General features: G+C 61.1%; 15 protein-coding genes. 12 read left to right on the forward strand and 3 right to left on the reverse strand.

Going from position 1 to position 19,387, the window contains the following annotated elements:
- The first annotated feature begins 119 nt into the window (after positions 1-119).
- The 9 genes from QMK58_RS17580 to QMK58_RS17620 all read left to right on the forward strand — a co-directional run bounded on the left by QMK58_RS17580 (position 120) and on the right by QMK58_RS17620 (position 10,676).
- Positions 120-1,010 carry a LysR substrate-binding domain-containing protein gene (locus QMK58_RS17580; protein ID WP_053158652.1) on the forward strand — a complete coding sequence of 297 codons (891 nt, stop codon included), beginning with the start codon at positions 120-122 and terminating at the stop codon, positions 1,008-1,010.
- A 334-nt stretch (positions 1,011-1,344) separates the two neighbouring features.
- Entirely contained in the window at positions 1,345-2,274 is a 930-nt protein-coding gene (locus tag QMK58_RS17585) for an amidohydrolase family protein (protein ID WP_053158649.1), read from the forward strand.
- A 4-nt stretch (positions 2,275-2,278) separates the two neighbouring features.
- A complete protein-coding gene (locus QMK58_RS17590; protein ID WP_053158646.1) occupies positions 2,279-3,184 on the forward strand; it encodes an amidohydrolase family protein in 906 nt (301 codons plus the stop codon).
- 129 nt (positions 3,185-3,313) lie between these two features.
- A complete protein-coding gene (locus tag QMK58_RS17595) occupies positions 3,314-4,699 on the forward strand; it encodes a UbiD family decarboxylase (protein WP_053158641.1) in 1,386 nt (461 codons plus the stop codon).
- Entirely contained in the window at positions 4,696-5,325 is a 630-nt protein-coding gene (locus tag QMK58_RS17600) for a UbiX family flavin prenyltransferase (RefSeq protein WP_320395135.1), read from the forward strand. Before QMK58_RS17595 ends, QMK58_RS17600 begins: the two co-directional genes overlap by 4 nt.
- 75 nt (positions 5,326-5,400) lie before the next feature.
- Positions 5,401-6,447 (forward strand): CobW family GTP-binding protein, encoded by a 1,047-nt coding sequence (locus QMK58_RS17605; RefSeq protein ID WP_053158635.1) that lies wholly within the window; start codon positions 5,401-5,403, stop codon positions 6,445-6,447.
- A 234-nt stretch (positions 6,448-6,681) separates the two neighbouring features.
- Positions 6,682-8,049, forward strand: a complete 1,368-nt coding sequence (locus QMK58_RS17610) for a nucleobase:cation symporter-2 family protein (protein WP_053158632.1) — start codon at positions 6,682-6,684, stop codon at positions 8,047-8,049.
- Positions 8,050-8,061: 12 nt separating this feature from the next.
- Positions 8,062-9,450, forward strand: a complete 1,389-nt coding sequence (locus tag QMK58_RS17615; RefSeq protein ID WP_320395136.1) for an amidohydrolase family protein — start codon at positions 8,062-8,064, stop codon at positions 9,448-9,450.
- Between the two features lie 80 nt (positions 9,451-9,530).
- The gene (locus QMK58_RS17620) at positions 9,531-10,676 is read left to right on the forward strand and encodes an XdhC family protein (RefSeq protein ID WP_320395137.1); all 1,146 of its coding nucleotides are present in this window, start codon (positions 9,531-9,533) and stop codon (positions 10,674-10,676) included.
- Positions 10,677-10,756: 80 nt separating this feature from the next.
- Here the strand turns inward: QMK58_RS17620 and QMK58_RS17625 are convergent, their stop codons facing one another.
- The gene (locus QMK58_RS17625) at positions 10,757-12,040 is read right to left on the reverse strand and encodes a Zn-dependent hydrolase (RefSeq protein WP_320395138.1); all 1,284 of its coding nucleotides are present in this window, start codon (positions 12,038-12,040) and stop codon (positions 10,757-10,759) included.
- Between the two features lie 141 nt (positions 12,041-12,181).
- Positions 12,182-13,666, reverse strand: a complete 1,485-nt coding sequence (locus tag QMK58_RS17630; protein ID WP_320395139.1) for an NCS1 family nucleobase:cation symporter-1 — start codon at positions 13,664-13,666, stop codon at positions 12,182-12,184.
- A gap of 623 nt (positions 13,667-14,289) precedes the next feature.
- Between QMK58_RS17630 and hydA the strand changes: the two genes are divergently transcribed.
- The 3 genes from hydA (at position 14,290) to preA (ending at position 18,526) form a co-directional block, all read left to right on the forward strand.
- Positions 14,290-15,729 carry a dihydropyrimidinase gene (gene hydA, locus QMK58_RS17635; protein WP_320395140.1) on the forward strand — a complete coding sequence of 480 codons (1,440 nt, stop codon included), beginning with the start codon at positions 14,290-14,292 and terminating at the stop codon, positions 15,727-15,729.
- A gap of 154 nt (positions 15,730-15,883) precedes the next feature.
- On the forward strand, positions 15,884-17,251 hold the full coding sequence (locus QMK58_RS17640) for an NAD(P)-dependent oxidoreductase (RefSeq protein WP_053159839.1): 1,368 nt from the start codon (positions 15,884-15,886) through the stop codon (positions 17,249-17,251).
- A complete protein-coding gene (gene preA / locus QMK58_RS17645; RefSeq protein ID WP_053158610.1) occupies positions 17,252-18,526 on the forward strand; it encodes an NAD-dependent dihydropyrimidine dehydrogenase subunit PreA in 1,275 nt (424 codons plus the stop codon).
- Positions 18,527-18,640: 114 nt separating this feature from the next.
- Here preA and QMK58_RS17650 read toward each other — a convergent pair whose 3' ends face one another.
- Positions 18,641-19,261 (reverse strand): TetR/AcrR family transcriptional regulator, encoded by a 621-nt coding sequence (locus tag QMK58_RS17650; RefSeq protein ID WP_053158606.1) that lies wholly within the window; start codon positions 19,259-19,261, stop codon positions 18,641-18,643.
- Between the last annotated feature and the right edge of the window lie 126 nt (positions 19,262-19,387).

Here is a 19,387-nt window from a genome sequence, read left to right on the forward strand (position 1 = left end):
TGTCAGGCTCCAAGAGAGCGGCCCGTCTTTGTGCAGGCCTGGTGATCGGATTATTGGAAGCCTTGTGAAAACGGGGCCAGCGACGATTTCTGCCATCCTGTGTAAGTAGGACTAACAGCATGTACAAGCGATACCCGTCGGTGCAGTCCATGAATGCGTTTATCCAGGCGGCGCGCAGCGGCAGTTTCTCCAGCGCGGCGCGCAAGCTGGACCTGACCCACAGCGCCATCAGCCAGCAGATTCGCTCGCTGGAAGAATTCATCGGCCAGCCGTTGTTTGTGCGTGAAGGCGGCGGCAGCAACCTGACCGACGCCGGGCAGTTGTTCGCCAGTGTGCTGTCCGACGGCCTGGCGCAGATCGACCGGGCGCTGTCTTCGGTGAGGAATCGCAGCGTGGCGCAACGCCTGACCCTGGATGTCGACAGTGAGCTGGCCCAGAGCTGGCTCAACCCGCGCTTGCCGCAATTGCTGGATCTGCTGCCTGACCACGAGGTGGTGCTGTTATCGATGCCACGCTCCGACCGCAGCGCGTTCGAACGCGTGGACCTGGCTTTGCGCTACGGATATGGCGACTGGGAAGACTGCGAGATGACGCAGATCTGCGGGGATCGGGTGATGGCGGTGGCCTCACCTGCGCTGCTGGAACGTTATGGTTTACAGTTGCCGCTGAGTCCGGTTCAGATCCTTGAATTACCGTTGCTGGGTTATACGCGACGATCGTGGATTCCGTGGCTGGATGCGGCAGGCATGGAGCCCACCGAACCGCCGGCGCGGGTGGTGTTTGACAACGCGGCCAATCTGATCGCGGCTGCCGAAGCCGGGGTCGGTGCAGGACTGGTGCGTGGCTTGTTGGCGGCAGATGCGCTGCGCAGTGGGCGGTTGCTGGCGTTGAACAATGCGAAGATTGCGGCGCATTACAACCTGTATGCGGTGTGGCCACCGGGTCAGGCCGAGCGGGTGGCGCCGGTGGTTGCAGCGGTCAAGCAGTTGGCTTTGCATACACAATCCTGACGCCATCGCTGGCAAGCCAGCGCCTACAGGGTTTTGTGGTGTGTAACAGATTGGGTTAACACCATCGATCACTGTGGGAGCTGGCTTGCCAGCGATGAGGCCCGCCCAGCCAACACAAAGCCATATCGAACACATATCAACCCCTCGCCCAATTAATATTGTACGAACCTCACACCCCCTTCCAATACTTCCCCCCAAGCAGCCAGCGTCCCGAGCCGGATGCGACCAGGCGAGGGAATGCGTGATTCTTTGCGCATAGAAATGGCCGATTGCCCGGGACGTGGCTGCTGCGAACCGCAAGGTTCCCTACCCCGCTATCAGGAGATCGACTTCAATGATCATCGATATCAGCTGCTATCCCACGGATCTCGTGGACCTCGCCTGGAGGCATGACGGAGACCCGTTCACCGGCGAGCGTCTGCTGGAGATGATGGATGGCCCGTACATGGTCAACGGCAAGCCTCGCCGCATCGACAAAGCCTTCATCCAGCCCCCGCAGGGCAACACCATCTACACCTGGACCGACGGCGACCTGACCGGTCGCGAGTCCATCGATGCCTACATGGCCTACACCCTGAAAATGGTTCAGACCTACCCGGACCGCTTCATCGGCTGCTTCGTCTACAACCCGCGCTGCGGCGTGGAAAACGGCGTCGAGGCTATCGAGCGCTACGTCAAGGAACACGGTTTCAAGATGGTGCAGATGCAAGCCAACATGCACGCCTACCGTCCCGACCGCGCCCTGGACTGGGTGCGCCCGTGCTTCGAAAAATGCGCCGAGCTGGGCATCCCGGTCAAGCTGCACACCGGTGACGGGCCGTACAGCATCCCGTCGGAATGGGTGCCGATGATCAAGGAATTCCCCAATGTCGATTTCATCATGGCCCACTTCGGGGTACAGACCGGTGGCGTCTATGTGTTCGAACCGATGCAATGGGCGATGGAACTGCCCAACGTCTACTGCGAATCGGGCTGGTGCCTGCAATCGCGGATCGTCGAGTTCGCCAAGGTCCTGCCGACGCACAAAATCCTGTTCGGCACCGACACTCCGCCGAACGAACCGGGCATGTGGCTGCGCCTGCTGGAAGTGCTGTGCCACGAACCGCCGCAGGGTTTGAACCTCGACGAGGACACCCTCGAAGAGTACCTGGGCAACAACACCGCACGAATGATCGGCCTCGAACCGACCCCGCCGCCACGCACGGTTTGCGAAGCAGAGGCGCAGCTCAAGCGCCCCGTCACCACGCAACTGGCCAGGAGCTGAACCGATGATTATCGACACCCATCTGCACCCTACCAACCTGGTCGACGAGGCCTGGCGCCACACCGGCGAACCGTTCACCGGCGAGCGCATGCTCAAGCTGATGGACGGCCCGTACATGATCAACGGCAAGCCACGCCGCATTGACATGGGCTTCATCCAGCCGCCACCGGGCAACACCGGCTATCGCGACGGCAACCGCCGGGGCCGTGAGGGCGTGCGTGACTACATGTCCTACGTTGCCGAACTCTGCGTGAAATACCCGGACCGCTTCATCGGCAACTTCAACTTCAACCCGCGCTGGGGACCGGAAAACGGTGCGGCGGAGCTGGAATTCCACATCAAGGAATACGGTTTCAAGATGCTCAAGCTGCACGCCAACATGCACGGCTATCGCCCGGACCGGGCGCTGGACTGGCTGCGCCCGGCGATGAAGGTCTGCGCCAAGTACAACATCGTGGTGCTGATCCACACCGGCGACGGGCCATACACCATTCCGACGATGTTCTACCCGATCATCCGCGAGTTCCCGATGGTCAATTTCATCATCGGTCACTTCGGCATCCAGACCGGGGGCAACTACTCGTTCGAAGCGTTCTGGATGGCCATGGACACGCCGAACGTGTACTGCGAATCCGGCTGGTGCTTCCAGTCGCGGATCGTCGAGTTCGCCAAGGATTTGCCGCGCAACAAGATCGTGTTCGGCACCGACTCGCCGCCGAACGAACCAGGCATGTGGCTGCGCGAACTGGAGGTGTTGTGCTCACCGGCACCGCAAGGGCTGGGCATCGATGAGGATCACCTTGAGGACTACCTGGGCAACAACATCGCCCGGTTGTGCGGCATCGAACCGACACCGCCGCCCAAAGACCTGATCGAGGCGGACATTCGGCTGACCACGACGTACCTCTGACCCTCGACCTCTCTGTAGGAGCCGGCTTGCTGGCGATGGTGTGTCAGTCGAAATCGATGCAGCTGACACTCCATCGCCAGCAAGCCGGCTCCTACAGGTGCACAGCACTGCTTTTCACGAGGTGAAACCATGACCCTCTCCACGCTCGGCGACACCCAGGATTTTCACGATTTTCTCGATGCCTATCGCCGGCAGTACCCGGACGATGTGCTCACCGTCCAGCACTCCCTTTCAGCCGATCAGGACGTCACCGCCCTGGTCGATGCCCTCGCCACCCAGGGCCGCGATCCACTGCTGATCTGCGAAAAGGTCGGCCACTTCGGCGCGCCGGTGGTCACCAACCTGTTCGCCTCCCGCACCCGTATCGCCCGGATGTTTGGCGTTGCCCCGGCGCAACTGCACGAGACATTTCAACAGCGCGCCAACAACCCCATCGCCCCGCGCTACGTGGAAACCGGCCCGGTGCTTGATGAAATCTACGAAGGCGAAGCCGTGGACCTGGCGCTGCTGCCGATGCTCAAGCATTTCGACAGTGACCGCGGCCCGTACATCACCAACGCGATCATCATTGCCGAAGACCCGGTCACTGGCATCGCCAACATGAGCTACCACCGCTCGATGCGCCATGCCCGCCAGACCCTCGCCACCAGCCTGCATTCACGCGGTCACCTGTGGCGCATGCTGCAAACCGCTCGCGAACGCGGCGAAGAACTACGCGTGGCCATGGTGGTCGGCGCACACCCGCTGTTCATGCTCGCAGCGGCGGCGCGTTTGCCGTTCGGCAGTGATGAGCGTGCGGTGGCCGGGGGCTTGTTCGGCGCACCGCTGGAGCTGGTGAAAACTCCGCGTTATGGCATCGGTGTGCCGGCGTCTGCGGAATTTGTCCTGGAGGGTGCGATTGACCCAGCGGCCTATGCCGAAGAAGGCCCGTTCGGGGAATTCAGCGGTTATTCCTCGGATCGCTCGACCAATAATGTGCTGCGGGTCGACACCCTGATGCGGCGCAAGGACGCCTGGCTGGTGGACGTGGTCGGCGGGCGCTACGCCGAGCACCTGACCCTGGCGCGGCTGCCGCGGGAAGCGGAAATGAGCGAAAAGCTCAAGGCACGCTTCCCCGCCGTCACCGCCGTGCATTACCCGAACTCCGGCACGCATTTTCACTGTTACGTGGCGCTGGACCAAAGCCGTGACGGGGAGGCGCGGCAGATCATGTTGGCCCTGCTCGGCTGGGACCCGTACCTGAAAACCGTGATCGCGGTGGACAGTGATATCGACATCAGCGACGACAGCCAAGTGCTGTGGGCGCTGGCCACGCACTTCCAGCCGCATCAGGACATCTTCGTCATCGACGGTTTGCCTGGCAGCCCACTGGACCCGTCGTCCTCGGTCAACGGCACCACCTCGCGCATGGGCCTGGACGCCACACGCGGCTCGGGATTCGACGGGATCAAGGCGCAACTGGACCAGGACGTAATCGAGCGTGCCCGCGATCTGCTCAAGAGCTATCTGCCATGAACCGCCAGCGCATGGTGGTCGGCATCAGCGGTGCGTCCGGTTTTATCTATGGCGTGCGCCTGCTGGAGTTGCTCGCCGAACTTGATATCGAAAGCCATCTGATCATCAGCCGTGCCGCGCTGCTGACCATGGCCCACGAAACCGATTACAAGCTGGCCGATGTCACCGCACTGGCCAGCCATTACCACCGCGCCGACGACGTGGCCGCCGGGATCGCCAGCGGTTCGTTCCGCTGCCTGGGCATGGTGGTCGCGCCGTGTTCCATGCGCACCCTGGCGGAAATCGCCACCGGCACTTCATCGGGCCTGATCGGTCGCGCCGCCGACGTCACGCTCAAAGAACGCCGCACGCTGGTATTGATGGCCCGGGAAACCCCGCTGACCCTCGCCCACCTGCGCAACATGACCGCTGTCACCGAGATGGGCGGGATCATCGCCCCGCCCGTCCCGGCCTTTTACGCCCGCCCACAAGACCTTGCGCAAATGGTCGACCACAGCCTCGGCCGTGTCCTCGACCTGTTCGGCCTCGATGCCGGGACCGCACGACGCTGGAGAGAACCCACAACCCCCTGTAGGAGCGGGCTTGCCCGCGATAGCGGTGGGTCAAGCAGCATCAAAGCCTGCTGATCCGCCCTCATCGCGAGCAAGCTTGCTCCTACAGTTGAGAGCACTCCGACCATTGAGTTTTTTAAGGAGCATCACATGAACACGCCATTCAACGCCCCAACCCCCAACACCAAAATCCCGGTGACCATCCTCACAGGCTTCCTCGGTGCCGGTAAAACCACCCTGCTCAACTACATCCTCAAGGAAAACCACGGGCGCAAGATCGCCGTGATCGAGAACGAATTCGGCGAAGTCGGCATTGACGGCGACCTGGTGCTCAGTTCCGAGACCGAAGAAATCTACGAAATGGTCAACGGCTGCGTGTGCTGCACCGCCGAAGTCCGTGAAGACCTGGTGCGCATTGTCCGCGAACTGGTGGCACGGCCGGTGCGGCTGGATCACATCCTGATCGAAACCAGCGGTCTGGCCGACCCGTACCCGGTGGCCCAGAGCTTCTTCATCAACGACCCGATTGCCGATGAAGTGGAACTGGACGCCATCGTCACCATGGTCGACGCCAAGCACATCGCCCAACACCTGGAAGACCTGCAACTGGATGGCGTGGACAACCAGGCGGTGGATCAGATCGTCTGCGCCGACCGCATCGTGATCAACAAGGTCGACCTGGTCAGCCCTGCCGACGTGGCGTCCCTGAGCGACAAGATCCGCGGGTTGAACGCCACGGCGGATCTGGTGACCTCCAGCTACGCCGAGATCGATCTGTCGAAGATCCTTGGCATCGGCGCCTTCGAGTCCACGCAAAAACTCATGGAGATCGGTGCCGAACACGATCACCACGCCGATGAGCATCACCACGACCATGACGACCTGGACCATGACCACGACCCAAGTGTGTCGTCGGTGGGCATCGCCGTGGATGGCGCGGTCAACCTGGGCGATTTCCATCGCTGGATCACCCAACTGCGCACCGAGCAGGCCGACAACCTGTACCGCATGAAAGGTGTGCTGGCGGTGGCCGATCAGGACCAGCGCTATGTACTGCAAGGTGTGCACAGCCTCGTTGAGTTTCGTGCCTCCACCTTGTGGGGCAACGAACCGCGCTCGAGCAAGATCGTGTTTATCGGCCGCGACCTGGACCGCGCGGCGCTGAACCAGGGTTTTGCCGCCTGCCTGGCAGGCTGAAAAAGGCATCGGAGCCGGTGGATGGCGGTTCCGGGCACATGAATGACTGATGCATCGGGCAACACACAACACCTGTAGGAGCTGGCTTGCCAGCGAAAGCGGACTGTCAGCCAACAAAGATGGCGACTGGTCGGCCGCCATCGCCAGCAAACCGGCTCCTACATGGGCGACAGCGCCCGGCATCAGAACGAATACCCCTCTCTACCGAATAACAACAGCAAGAGGTGTTTCCCCATGTCGTCAGCCACTACCCCTTCAAAACCCATCGTCACCCTCCATCCCGTCGACCAGGTGTTATCGGTGCGACAAATGCTCACCCTCGGCCTGCAACACATGGCCGTGTCGTACATCGGTGCCATCGCCGTGCCGTTGATTGTCGCCAGTGCATTGAAAATGTCCCAGGCCGATACCGTCGTCCTGATCAGCACCACGTTGTTCTGCTCCGGTATCGCCACACTCCTGCAAACCGTCGGCTTCTGGAAATTCGGTGTGCGTCTGCCGATTCTCCAGGGCGTGGCCTTCAGCAGCGTGGGCCCGGTGATTGCCATCGGCAGCAACCCCGAGGTCGGCTTTGCCGGGGTTTGCGGGGCGGTGATAGGCGCGGGGATTTTCACCATGCTCGCCGCGCCGTTCGTGGGGCGCTTGCGTCGGTTCTTTCCACCCGTGGTCACCGGATGCATCGTCACGGTGATTGGTTTGCAGCTGTTTCCAATTGCCTATGAGTGGGTGGGTGGCGGGCGTCATGCCGCCGATTTCGGTGCGCCGGCGTACCTCGCGGTCGCAGCGGTGGTGTTACTGACCATCCTGCTGGTCAACCGTTTTGGCAGCCCGATGTTGCGCAACATGGCGGTGCTGGTGGGCATGCTCGTCGGGGCCGGGCTCGCTTACGGGATGGGCATGGGCAGTTTTCACAGCGTGCAGGAGTCGCCGTGGCTGACCGTACCCTACCCGTTCTACTTTGGCTTGCCGACCTTCAGCCTGATCCCCATCGCCACCATGGTGGTGGTGATGATCGTGCAGATGGTCGAGTCCATGGGGTTGTTCGTGGCCATCGGCGACATCGTCGACAAACCGGTGGAAGAAAAACAAGTGATCAACGGCCTGCGCGCCAACGGTCTGGCCAGCACCATTGCCGGGATGTTCGCCGCGTTTCCGTTCATTGCCTTCATGGAGAACGTCGGGCTGGTGATCCTCACCGGCGTGCGCAGTCGCTGGGTGGTGGCTGTCAGCGGCTTGCTGATGTGCTCGGTGGCCCTGGTCCCGAAGGCCGGCGCAATCATTGCGGCGATGCCGACCGCGGCCCTTGGCGGTGCCGGGATCGCAATGTTTGGCGTGGTGGCCGCGGCAGGGATTCAGACCCTGGCCAAGGTCGACTACGAGCGCAATCGCTACAACGTGCTGATCGTCGGTTTCACCATTGCCGCCGCGTTGGTGCCGGTATTGGCACCGGCCTTGTTCAAGCAATTACCCGAGTGGTCGCAACCGTTCCTGCACAGCAGCGTGGTGATCGCCTGCCTGGTGTCGGTGTTGCTCAACGCCGCCCTCAACGGTGTCAGCGTGCCTGATGCCGCCGCCAGCAAATCCGCTTCCCATAGCCTCTGACTGGAGCCGCCCATGACTCAACTTCAAAACATCCTGATCAAAAACCCGGTGGCAGTGATGACCGGCCTGCGTGGCCCGCGTGCGCGGGCCGGTGCCGTGGACATCCGCATCGTCAACGGTCGCATCGCCGAAATGGCCGCAGGCCTTGAAGCGCAACCCGGCGAACGGGTGATCGATGCGCGCCATTCGATCGTCTATCCGGGCTGGATCAACACTCACCATCACCTGTTCCAGAACTTGCTCAAAGCCGTGCCTGAAGGGTTGAATCAGGACTTGCAAGGCTGGTTGGCCAGCGTGCCCTACCCGCGTCTCAACCGTTTCACCCCGCAACTGGCGCGGATCGCCGCACGGCTGGGCATGGCCGAGCTGCTGCTGTCGGGGGTGACCACCTGCGCCGATCACCATTACCTCTACCACGCCAACGGCACCACCGAGACCGGTGACCTGCTGTTCGACATGGCCGATGAGTTCGGCCTGCGCTTCGTGTTGTGCCGGGGCGGCGCGCTGGAATCGGCCAGCGCCCACCCGGGCTTCTCGAAAACCGCGCTGCAACCGGAAACCCTCGACCAGATGGTCGGCGATATCGAACGCCTGAAATCGCTTTATCACCAGGACACGCCCGATGCGATGCGCCGCGTCGTGGTGGCGCCGACCACGCCAACCTTCTCGCTGCCGCCGACGCTGTTGCGCGAACTGGCGCACACCGCCCGTGGCCTCGGCTTGCGCTTGCACACACACTTGTCCGAAACGCAGAACTACGTGAATTTCTGCCGTGAGAAATACAACTGCCTGCCGGTGGAGTTCGTCGCCGAACACGAATGGCTTGGCCCGGATGTGTGGTTCGCCCATGCGGTGCACATGCAGCCCGGTGAAATCCGCATGCTCGCGCAAACCGGCACCGGGGTTTCCCATTGCCCGGTGAGCAATGCGCGCCTGGGCAGTGGTGTCGCGCCGATCCCGCAAATGTTCGAGGCGGGTGTGCCGATTTCCCTTGGAGTGGATGGCGTGGCGTCGAACGAGTCCGGGAGCATGGTCGGCGAGGCGAATACCGCGTGGTTGATTCACCGCGCGGAACAAGGTGCCTCGGCAACCACCGCCGAAGACGTCATTCACTGGGGCACGGCCGGTGGTGCGCAGGTGTTGGGACTGGGCGCAGTCGGCACCCTCGAAGTCGGGCAAACGGCGGATCTGGTGATCTATGGCCTCGACCATCCGCGCTTCTTCGGTTTCCACGACATTGCCGTGGCACCCGTGGTGGCCGGTGAACCGATTGCCGTGCGCTACAGCCTGGTGGGCGGTCGCGTGGTGGTGGATGACGGCGTGATTCCGGGGCTGGACGTGCAGCAAATGCGCGCCGAGGCGTGGGATGGGGTGAGGCAGTTGATGAATGTAGACGACTGACCCACTGCCTACACAAATCCCCCTGTAGGAGCTGGCTTGCCAGCTCCTACAGGGGATTGCGTCATATTCAGGTGAATGCCATGTCCGGTATCAACGATCTGCTACAAGCCATCGACACTGCCACCCAAACCGGTGAAGAAACCGTCCTCGCCACCGTGGTCAAGGTCGAAGGCTCGGCCTATCGCCGCCCTGGCGCGCGCATGCTCATTCCGCTGCACGGCCGTACCGTCGGCACCGTCAGCGGCGGTTGCCTGGAACAGGACCTGGCGAAAAAAGCCTGGTGGCTGACCGACTCCGGCGAGCCCGTGGTGCGTCGCTACAGTACCGGCGCGACCGAAGACGAAGACGACGAGCAAAGCGCCCTGACCTTTGGCCTCGGCTGCAACGGCACGGTGTTCGTGCTGCTTGAACGCCTTCGGGCGAAAAACCCGTCACCTGTCATCGACCTGTTGCGCCGCGTCCGCGAACGCCAACAACCGGCCGCCATGGCCACGGTCATTGCGACCTCACGCAATGCCACGGCGCGGGTCGGTGACCGGTTGCACTCGGACTGCGATGACGCCCTGCACAACCGGCCATTACGCAGCGCCATCCGCAATGACCTGCACAAGACACTTCTACAGAAAAAATCATCGATTCGGCTCTACACCGACGCCCGTGGCGAAGTCGAAGTGTTCTTCGAATACATCGCCCCGCCACCACGCCTGGTGATCTTCGGTGCCGGTCATGACGCGCAGCCGCTGGTGCGCATGGCGAAACTGCTGAACTGGCACGTCAGCGTCATCGACAGTCGCAGCCACTTTGCCCGACCCGAACGCTTCCCGCAGGCAGACGCCGTGATCTTCGCCAACCTCGACAACCCGTTCGACCTGCACCCACTGATCGACGGCGCGGCGGTGGCCGTGATGACCCACAGTTACCGCCAGGACCGCCATTGGCTCGGTCAAGTGCTGCAAGCCGCGCCCGCCTACATCGGCCAACTCGGCCCCAAGGAACGTACCGAACGTCTGCTGGCGGACATCGGCCGCAATTCGTCAGCCCTGCATTACCCAATGGGTCTCGACCTCGGCGGCGATGCCCCGGAAAGTGTGGCGCTGTCGATACTCGCGGAGATGACGGCGGTGTTGAACCAACGCCAGGGCGGGATGCTCAGGCACCGGCGCAAGCCGATTCATCAGGCGGATTTACTGGTCAGTGAAAAACTTGCGGCCATGGCAGATTTGTAGGAGCTGGCTTGCCAGCGAAGACGGTTGCACAATCGACACTTGTATCGTCTGATGCACCGCTTTCGCTGGCAAGCCAGCTCCTACAGGGGTGTTTGAGCGCAGGCCAACGCTGCCGACGCCGCCAGCATCGCTCGCAGCAACACCGCGCACCCGGCGGCCAGATCATCCGGCGCGGCGTTTTCGATTTCGTTGTGGCTGATGCCGCCCTCGCATGGCACAAAAATCATCCCGGCCGGGCCGAGTTCGGCGAGGAAGATCGCGTCGTGCCCGGCACCGCTGACGATGTCCATGTGCGACAGTCCCAACCCCTGGGCGGCACCGCGTACGGCTTCGACGCAACCTTTGTCGAAGTACAGCGGCGGGAAATCGGCGGTTGGCGTGAGCTCAAAGGTCAGGCCGTGTTCATCGCAGGTGGTCTCGATGACTTCGCGCACCTGGGCAATCATCGAATCCAGCCGGGCCGGTTCCAGGTGCCGGAAATCGAGGGTCATGCGCACTTCACCCGGGATGACGTTACGTGAACCGGGATAGGCTTGCAGGCAGCCGACCGTGCCACAGGCGTGAGGCTGATGAGCGAGTGCTGCGCGATTGACCGCACCGACGATCACCGCAGCGCCGACCAGGGCGTCCTTGCGCAAGTGCATGGGGGTCGGACCGGCATGCGCTTCGACGCCGCGCAGTTTCAGGTCAAACCATTTTTGCCCGAGTGCGCCCATCACCACGCCGATGGTTTTGCGTTCGTCTTCAAGGATCGGGCCTTGCTCGATGTGCGCTTCAAAGTAAGCGCCAACCTTGTGCCCGCTGACCTTGCGCGGTCCCGCGTAACCGATGGCGTTGAGCGCTTCGCCAACTGTCACGCCCTCGGCGTCGACCTTGGCCAGGGTTTCCTCCAGGGTGAATTTCTCGGCGAAGACGCCGGAGCCCATCATGCACGGGGCGAAGCGAGAGCCCTCTTCGTTGGTCCAGACCACCACCTCCAGCGGCGCTTCGGTTTCGATGTTCAGGTCGTTGAGGGTACGCAGCACTTCGACGCCCGCCAGCACACCGAAGCAGCCGTCGAACTTGCCGCCAGTGGGTTGGGTGTCGATGTGGCTGCCGGTCATCACTGGCGGCAGATCCGGATTGCGTCCCGGGCGCCGGGCGAAAATATTGCCTACCGCGTCAATGCTGACGGTGCAGCCTGCATCGGTACACCAATTGACGAAGATGTCACGGGCCTGCCGATCCAGGTCAGTCAGGGCCAGGCGACAGACGCCGCCCTTGACCGTCGCGCCGAGTTTGGCCAGTTCCATGAGCGACTGCCACAGCCGGTCGCGGTTGATGTGCTGATGGGTGGATTGCAGAACGTCTATGGCCGCGTTCATGAATGATCTCCTCAGGCTGTTTTATGGATTTCTTCAGGCAGTTTGTCGGCGTGATGGAGGCCGCCATCGCTGGCAAGCCAGCTCCTACAGGGGATCGCATTTCAATTGTAGGAGCTGGCTTGCCAGCGATGAGGCCCTCCCTTACACCGCCGATTTAGCAACAGACGGGCTGGGCCGCATCACATTCAACCCGTAATAAATCACCCCACCCAACGCCGAACCGGTGAACCAGCCATAGCTGTAAAACCAGCTGAACGCGTCGCTGCCCAACGACAGCAACGTCAGCACCACCGGCACACCAAACGCGAGGAAACCACTCCAGTTCCACGCCGGGTACACGTCGTCGCGGTACAGGCCCGCGAGGTCAAGCTGCTGCTTTTTGATCAGGAAGTAATCCACCACCATGATCCCGGCGATCGGCCCGAGCAGGCTGGAGTAACCGAGCAACCAATTGGAATAGACCGTTTCGAGGCTGACGTCGGAAACGATCAAACCAAGCTTTTTCAGCAGTTCGTGGGCCATCAATCCCAGCCCCACCAGCCCGGTAAGAATGACCGCTTTGGTACGGTTGATCGCCTTGGGTGCGATGTTCTGGAAGTCGTTGGTTGGCGATACGATATTGGCCGCCGTGTTGGTCGACAGCGTGGCGATGATGATCAGCGCCATGGCAATCGCCACCCAGAACGGACTCTGGATATGACCGATCAGGGTCACCGGATCGGACACCGTTACCCCAACCAGTTTGACCGAGGCGGCGGTCATCACCACACCGAGGGAAGCAAACAGGAACATGGTCAGCGGCAGGCCGATGATCTGCCCGACAATCTGATCCTTCTGGCTTTTCGCGTAGCGACTGAAGTCGGGGATGTTCAGCGACAACGTGGCCCAGAACCCCACCATCGCCGTCAATCCGGCGGCGAAGTAACTGGCCACTCCAGCACCTTCGGGACGCTTGGCCGGAATCGCCAGCAGTTCGGTCATCGACACATTCGGCATCGCCCACACCAGCAGGCCCACGCCGACTGCGACCAACAGCGGCGCCGACAGGGTTTCCAGCCATTTGATCGACTCGGCGCCGCGTATCACCACCCACAGGTTCAACGCCCAGAACACCATGAAGCCGATCACCTCGCCGGTGCCGCCCAGGGATTTCCAGCCATCGAACACCGAGCCCAGAAACAGGTGGATCGCCAGGCCGCCGAACATGGTTTGTATGCCGAACCAGCCGCACGCCACCAGGGCGCGGATCAGACACGGAATATTGGAACCAAGGACGCCGAAGGACGAACGCAGCAGCACCGGAAACGGAATCCCGTACTTGGTGCCGGGGAACGCGTTCAGCGTCAGCGGAATCAACACGATAATGTTGGCAAACAGAATCGCCAGCAGTGCTTCGCCGACGCTCAAACCGAAGTAGGCCGTCAGTACGCCACCGAGGGTGTAGGTCGGCACGCAAATCGCCATACCGACCCACAGCGCGGTGATGTGCCATTTGTTCCAGGTTCGTTCACGCACCTTGGTCGGTGCGATGTCGTGGTTGTATCGGGGACTGTCGAGGACATCGCTACCGGCTTCCAGCTCAAACAAGCCGTCGCGCTCGGTCACTTGCGATCTGATCTGTTGCATGGCCGCTCCACTGTTCTTTTGATTATTGTTGCTCATCAGGGGGTCGACGCTTTTAGCGCTGACCCGACGATGGCCGGAGGAACTGACAACTTTCATGGACCGGCCAAGGTGTCAGCGGCGGCATCAATAAACGTGCCGGGTGCCCCGCTTACGCATCGGGCAGTGCCAATACAACCTTGTAACTTGCTGATGTCTATCAGCTTTATATATTCAACCAAACCATCCACTTGTTCTTGCGCAGCCACTCAGGCCGAATGCCAGGCAAGTTGTCCGGACCGTCAGGACTCAATCTGGTGCGTCGATCTTTTTTTCAAACGCCTGCATTAAACATGGACCCTGCTCAAACGCCTGATTCCACTTAAGAAATCTTGACCATATTTCGATCCTGTCAAGTGCGTCAAAATGGTGAGCAGCCTCACCATTTTGGTGAATATGGTTTTTAATTGTTATTTTTCAATAAGTTACAATAGTAATAAGCTTATAAAAAATATTCTTGCTGATTCCATGAACTGCAGCTAGCGTTTAATCCTGACAATGTTGACAGGAATAAGCTTGTTGACACTCGCTTCATATAAAACATCTAGAACCGGCATCAGCCGGTCATTGCCTGCGAGGAATCCGGAATGTCTCTGTTGATCCGTGGCGCTACCGTTATTACCCATGATGAAAGTTATCGCGCCGATGTGTATTGCGCAGAGGGCGTGATCAAGGCTATCGGCGAAACCCTGGACATACCCGCAGGTGCCGAAGTACTCGACGGCAGCGGCCAGTATCTGATGCCCGGCGGCATCGACCCGCACACGCATATGCAACTGCCCTTCATGGGCACCGTGGCCAGTGAAGACTTCTTCAGTGGCACAGCGGCAGGACTGGCCGGTGGCACCACGTCGATCATCGATTTTGTGATTCCCAACCCGCAGCAGTCTTTGATGGAGGCGTTCCATCAGTGGCGTGGCTGGGCCGAGAAGTCGGCGTCCGACTACGGTTTTCATGTGGCGATCACCTGGTGGAGCGAGCAGGTCCGCGAAGAGATGGCCGAGCTCGTCAGCCAACACGGGGTCAACAGCTTCAAGCATTTCATGGCCTACAAAAACGCGATCATGGCCGCCGATGACACGCTGGTGGCGAGCTTCGAGCGCTGCCTTGAACTGGGGGCCGTCCCCACCGTCCACGCTGAAAACGGCGAGTTGGTCTACCACCTGCAACGCAAACTGATGGCCCAGGGCATGACCGGGCCGGAAGCGCATCCACTGTCGCGCCCATCCCAGGTTGAAGGTGAAGCGGCGAGTCGGGCGATCCGTATTGCCGAAACCCTCGGCACGCCGCTGTACCTGGTGCACGTTTCGACCAAGGAAGCCCTCGACGAAATCACTTATGCCCGGGCCAAGGGGCAACCGGTCTACGGCGAAGTGCTGGCCGGACACTTGCTGTTGGACGATAGCGTCTACCAGCATCCGGACTGGCAGACCGCCGCCGGTTACGTGATGAGCCCGCCGTTCCGTCCCCGTGGTCATCAGGAGGCACTCTGGCATGGTCTGCAAGCGGGCAATCTGCACACCACCGCCACCGATCACTGCTGTTTCTGTGCTGAGCAGAAAGCGGCCGGTAAGGACGATTTCAGCAAAATCCCCAACGGCACCGCCGGTATCGAAGACCGCATGGCCGTGCTTTGGGACGAAGGCGTCAACACCGGGCGCTTTTCGATGCAGCAATTCGTGGCGCTGACGTCGACCAATACCGCGAAGATCTTCAACCTTTACCCGCGCAAAGGTGCGATCCGTGTCGGTGCCGACGCCGATCTCGTCCTGTGGGACCCGCAGGGCACGCGAACCATTTCCGCCAAGACTCATCACCAGCAGGTCGACTTCAACATCTTCGAAGGCAAGACCGTGCGCGGTGTTCCGAGCCATACCATCAGTCAGGGCAAGGTTGTCTGGGCCGATGGCGATCTGCGGGCCGAGCGCGGTGCCGGGCGGTACATAGAACGGCCGGCGTATCCGGCGGTGTTCGATTTGCTGAGCAAGCGGGCCGAGTTGAATCAGCCGGTTGCCGTGAAACGCTGAGATCGGCCTTCGGCCTATCGCTGGCAAGCCAGCGCCTACAAGGGATCGCATTTCAAACTGTAGGAGCTGGCTTGCCAGCGAAGGCGTCCTCGCAGGCAACGAAAAACCAATGCCCATCAGAGGCAGCACCTCAAATAACCGTGAGGCCAATACCGTGATCAAGACCCTGACTCACCTCCCGCATCCTTACGAGAATGCGGCCGCCCTCGCCGGCCATTTCACCGATCTGGCGCCACCGCTCAACGACCGCCAGGCGCACCTTGAGGCCTCGCGCTGCCTGTACTGCTACGACGCACCCTGCGTGAATGCGTGCCCGAGCGAGATCGATATTCCCTCGTTCATCCGTAACATCCATCAGGACAACGTACAGGGGGCGGCGCAGACAATCCTCTCGGCCAACATCCTCGGTGGCAGTTGCGCCCGGGTCTGTCCGACGGAGATCCTTTGTCAGCAGGCCTGCGTGCGCAATAACGCCCACGAATGCGCGCCGGTGTTGATCGGCCTGTTACAGCGCTATGCCGTGGACAATGCGCATTTCAGCGAGCACCCGTTTGCACGTGCGGCTGCGACAGGAAAACGCATCGCCGTCGTCGGTGCCGGCCCGGCCGGATTGTCCTGCGCCCACCGCAGCGCCATGCATGGGCATGACGTGGTGATTTTCGAGGCGCGGGAAAAAGCTGGCGGCCTCAACGAGTACGGGATTGCCAAATACAAACTGGTGGACGATTACGCCCAGAAGGAACTCGACTTCCTGTTGGAAATTGGCGGTATCGAAATCCGTCATGGGCAAAAGCTCGGGAAAAACCTGACCCTCAGCGATTTGCATCAACAATTCGACGCGGTGTTCCTCGGGCTCGGGCTCAACGCCAGCAAACAACTGGGACTGGACCACGAAGACGCCCCCGGGTTGCTCGCTGCCACCGATTACATCCGCGAACTGCGCCAGGCCGATGACCTGACGCAACTGCCACTGGCCGATCACTGCATCGTCCTCGGCGCGGGCAACACCGCCATCGACATGGCCGTGCAAATGGCCCGCCTCGGTGCGCGCGACGTCAACCTGGTGTACCGCCGGGGCGTCGAGGACATGGGCGCGACTCATCATGAACAGGACATCGCCAAGGCCAATCAGGTGCGCCTGTTGACCTGGGCCCAACCCGAAGAAGTCCTGCTCGACACCAACGGGCGGGTTCGCGGCATGCGCTTTGCGCGCACACATTTGGTTGACGGTCGTCTGCAAACCACTGGCGAGTCCTTCGAGCTGGCGGCGGACGCGATCTTCAAAGCCATCGGCCAGGCCTTCGACAGCAGCGCCCTCGCCGACCCGCTGGCCCGGGAACTCAAGCGCCAGGGCGAACGAATCGAGGTCGACGAGAACCTGCGCACCAGCATTGCCGGCGTGTATGCCGGCGGCGACTGCACCAGCCTCGATCAAGACCTGACCGTGCAGGCGGTACAGCACGGCAAACGCGCCGCCGAGGCGATCAATGCTCAACTGATGCTCAACGTGGAGGCTGCGTAAATGGCCGATCTGTCGATTGTCTTCGCTGGCATCAAATCCCCGAATCCGTTCTGGCTGGCCTCCGCGCCGCCGACCGACAAAGCCTACAACGTGGTCCGCGCCTTCGAGGCCGGATGGGGCGGCGTGGTCTGGAAAACCCTGGGTGAAGACCCGGCGGCGGTGAACGTGTCGTCGCGCTACTCGGCTCATTTCGGACCTAACCGGGAAGTGCTCGGTTTCAACAATATCGAACTGATCACCGACCGCTCGCTGGAAATCAACCTGCGGGAAATCACCCAGGTGAAAAAAGACTGGCCGGACCGTGCGCTGATTGTTTCGTTGATGGTGCCGTGTGTCGAAGAGTCCTGGAAAAACATCCTGCCGCTGGTGGAAGCCACCGGTGCCGACGGGATCGAGCTGAACTTCGGTTGCCCCCACGGCATGCCGGAACGTGGCATGGGCGCGGCAGTCGGTCAGGTGCCGGAGTATGTTGAGCAGGTCACCCGCTGGTGCAAGACGTATTGCTCGCTGCCGGTGATCGTCAAACTCACACCGAACATCACCGACATCCGCGTCGCCGCCCGGGCGGCCCATCGCGGTGGCGCCGATGCGGTGTCGCTGATCAACACCATCAACTCGATCACCAGCGTCAACCTGGAACGCATGGTCGCCAACCCCATGGTCGGCAGCCAAAGCACCCACGGCGGTTATTGCGGCTCAGCGGTCAAACCGATTGCCTTGAACATGGTCGCCGAAATCGCCCGCGACCCGCAGACACAAGGCCTGCCGATCAGCGGGATTGGCGGCATCGGCAACTGGCGCGATGCCGCGGAATTCATCGCGCTGGGCTGCGGTTCGGTACAGGTGTGCACGGCAGCAATGCTGCATGGTTTCCGGATTGTCGAGGAGATGAAGGACGGGCTTTCGCGCTGGATGGACAGCCAGGGCTACGCCAGCATCTCGGAATTTTCCGGGCGAGCGGTGGGCAATACCACGGACTGGAAGTACCTGGACATCAACTATCAGGTGATCGCGAAAATCGATCAGGAGGCGTGCATTGGTTGTGGCCGTTGCCATATCGCCTGTGAGGACACCTCGCACCAGGCCGTGGCCAGCCTGAAAAAACCGGATGGAACCCACCGCTATGAAGTGATCGAAGAGGAATGCGTGGGCTGCAACCTGTGCCAGATCACCTGCCCGGTGCAGGACTGTATCGAGATGGTGCCGATGGAGAATGGCAAGCCTTTTCTGGACTGGAATCATGATCCGAGGAATCCGTATCACGTTGTCGTCTGACTTCGGCGGTGTCTGAACTGACGCCATCGCTGGCAAGCCAGCTCCTACAAGGATAGCGATACTCCTGTAGGAGCTGGCTTGCCAGCGATGGGCCCCGAACAGCCACCACAAAACTCAAGGTTCCAGCCCGATCCCCCGCAAAATCACACTCGTCACCGTCTGCACCGCTTTCTCGAACTGCCTGTCCGACAGCGGCTGATGATCATTGAGAATATTCACCTGATGATCAAAATCGGCGTAGTGCTGTGTCGAAGCCCAGATCATGTACAGCAGGCTTGATGGCTCAACCGGCAGGATGCGCTTGTCGTCCACCCACTGGCGTATCTTCGCTTCTTTCATCTTGGCCCAGTCGTACAGGCTGGCGTCCAGTGCTTCGCCCAGGGTCGGCGCGCCGTGAATGATTTCGTTGGCCCAGACTTTCGACCCATAGGGCCGGCTGCGCGAGTGGTTCATCTTGGCGCGGATATAGCTGCTGAGCACCACCCGCGGATCGTCGAACATCTCGAAGCACATCGCGTCCTGTTTCCACACCTCCAGCAAATCGAACAGCACGGCGCTGTACAGTTCGGTCTTGGTGCTGAAGTAGTAATGCAGGTTGGAGCGCGGCAGTTGCACTTCGGCCGCGATGTCGGCCATGGCGGTACTGCCGAAGCCTTTTTCAGCGAAGACTTTTTCTGCCCCCAGCAGGATTTTCTCGACGTTACTGCGACGAATCTCGATCTTGTGATTGCCCATGAGGGCTCCCTGACGACAGCGTTAAACAAGACTAGCATCCGCTCTGGATCGCGGCGACAAGGGAAAACGAAACAAGCTGACACGCCCGGCCCCCTGTGGGAGCAAGCTCAGGGGTTTCCTCGAATT

The sequence above is a fragment of the Pseudomonas sp. P8_241 genome (assembly GCF_034008315.1).
Lineage (GTDB): Bacteria > Pseudomonadota > Gammaproteobacteria > Pseudomonadales > Pseudomonadaceae > Aquipseudomonas.

Coding starts and splice junctions, on each gene's coding strand:
- QMK58_RS17600 (WP_320395135.1), top strand. CDS start 4,696: ATGAACCGCCAGCGCATGGTGGTCGGCATCAGCGGTGCGTCCGGTTTT.
- preA (WP_053158610.1), top strand. CDS start 17,252: ATGGCCGATCTGTCGATTGTCTTCGCTGGCATCAAATCCCCGAATCCG.
- QMK58_RS17585 (WP_053158649.1), top strand. CDS start 1,345: ATGATCATCGATATCAGCTGCTATCCCACGGATCTCGTGGACCTCGCC.
- QMK58_RS17610 (WP_053158632.1), top strand. CDS start 6,682: ATGTCGTCAGCCACTACCCCTTCAAAACCCATCGTCACCCTCCATCCC.
- QMK58_RS17590 (WP_053158646.1), top strand. CDS start 2,279: ATGATTATCGACACCCATCTGCACCCTACCAACCTGGTCGACGAGGCC.
- QMK58_RS17620 (WP_320395137.1), top strand. CDS start 9,531: ATGTCCGGTATCAACGATCTGCTACAAGCCATCGACACTGCCACCCAA.
- QMK58_RS17580 (WP_053158652.1), top strand. CDS start 120: ATGTACAAGCGATACCCGTCGGTGCAGTCCATGAATGCGTTTATCCAG.
- QMK58_RS17650 (WP_053158606.1), bottom strand. CDS start 19,261: ATGGGCAATCACAAGATCGAGATTCGTCGCAGTAACGTCGAGAAAATC.
- hydA (WP_320395140.1), top strand. CDS start 14,290: ATGTCTCTGTTGATCCGTGGCGCTACCGTTATTACCCATGATGAAAGT.
- QMK58_RS17615 (WP_320395136.1), top strand. CDS start 8,062: ATGACTCAACTTCAAAACATCCTGATCAAAAACCCGGTGGCAGTGATG.
- QMK58_RS17625 (WP_320395138.1), bottom strand. CDS start 12,040: ATGAACGCGGCCATAGACGTTCTGCAATCCACCCATCAGCACATCAAC.
- QMK58_RS17595 (WP_053158641.1), top strand. CDS start 3,314: ATGACCCTCTCCACGCTCGGCGACACCCAGGATTTTCACGATTTTCTC.
- QMK58_RS17605 (WP_053158635.1), top strand. CDS start 5,401: ATGAACACGCCATTCAACGCCCCAACCCCCAACACCAAAATCCCGGTG.
- QMK58_RS17630 (WP_320395139.1), bottom strand. CDS start 13,666: ATGCAACAGATCAGATCGCAAGTGACCGAGCGCGACGGCTTGTTTGAG.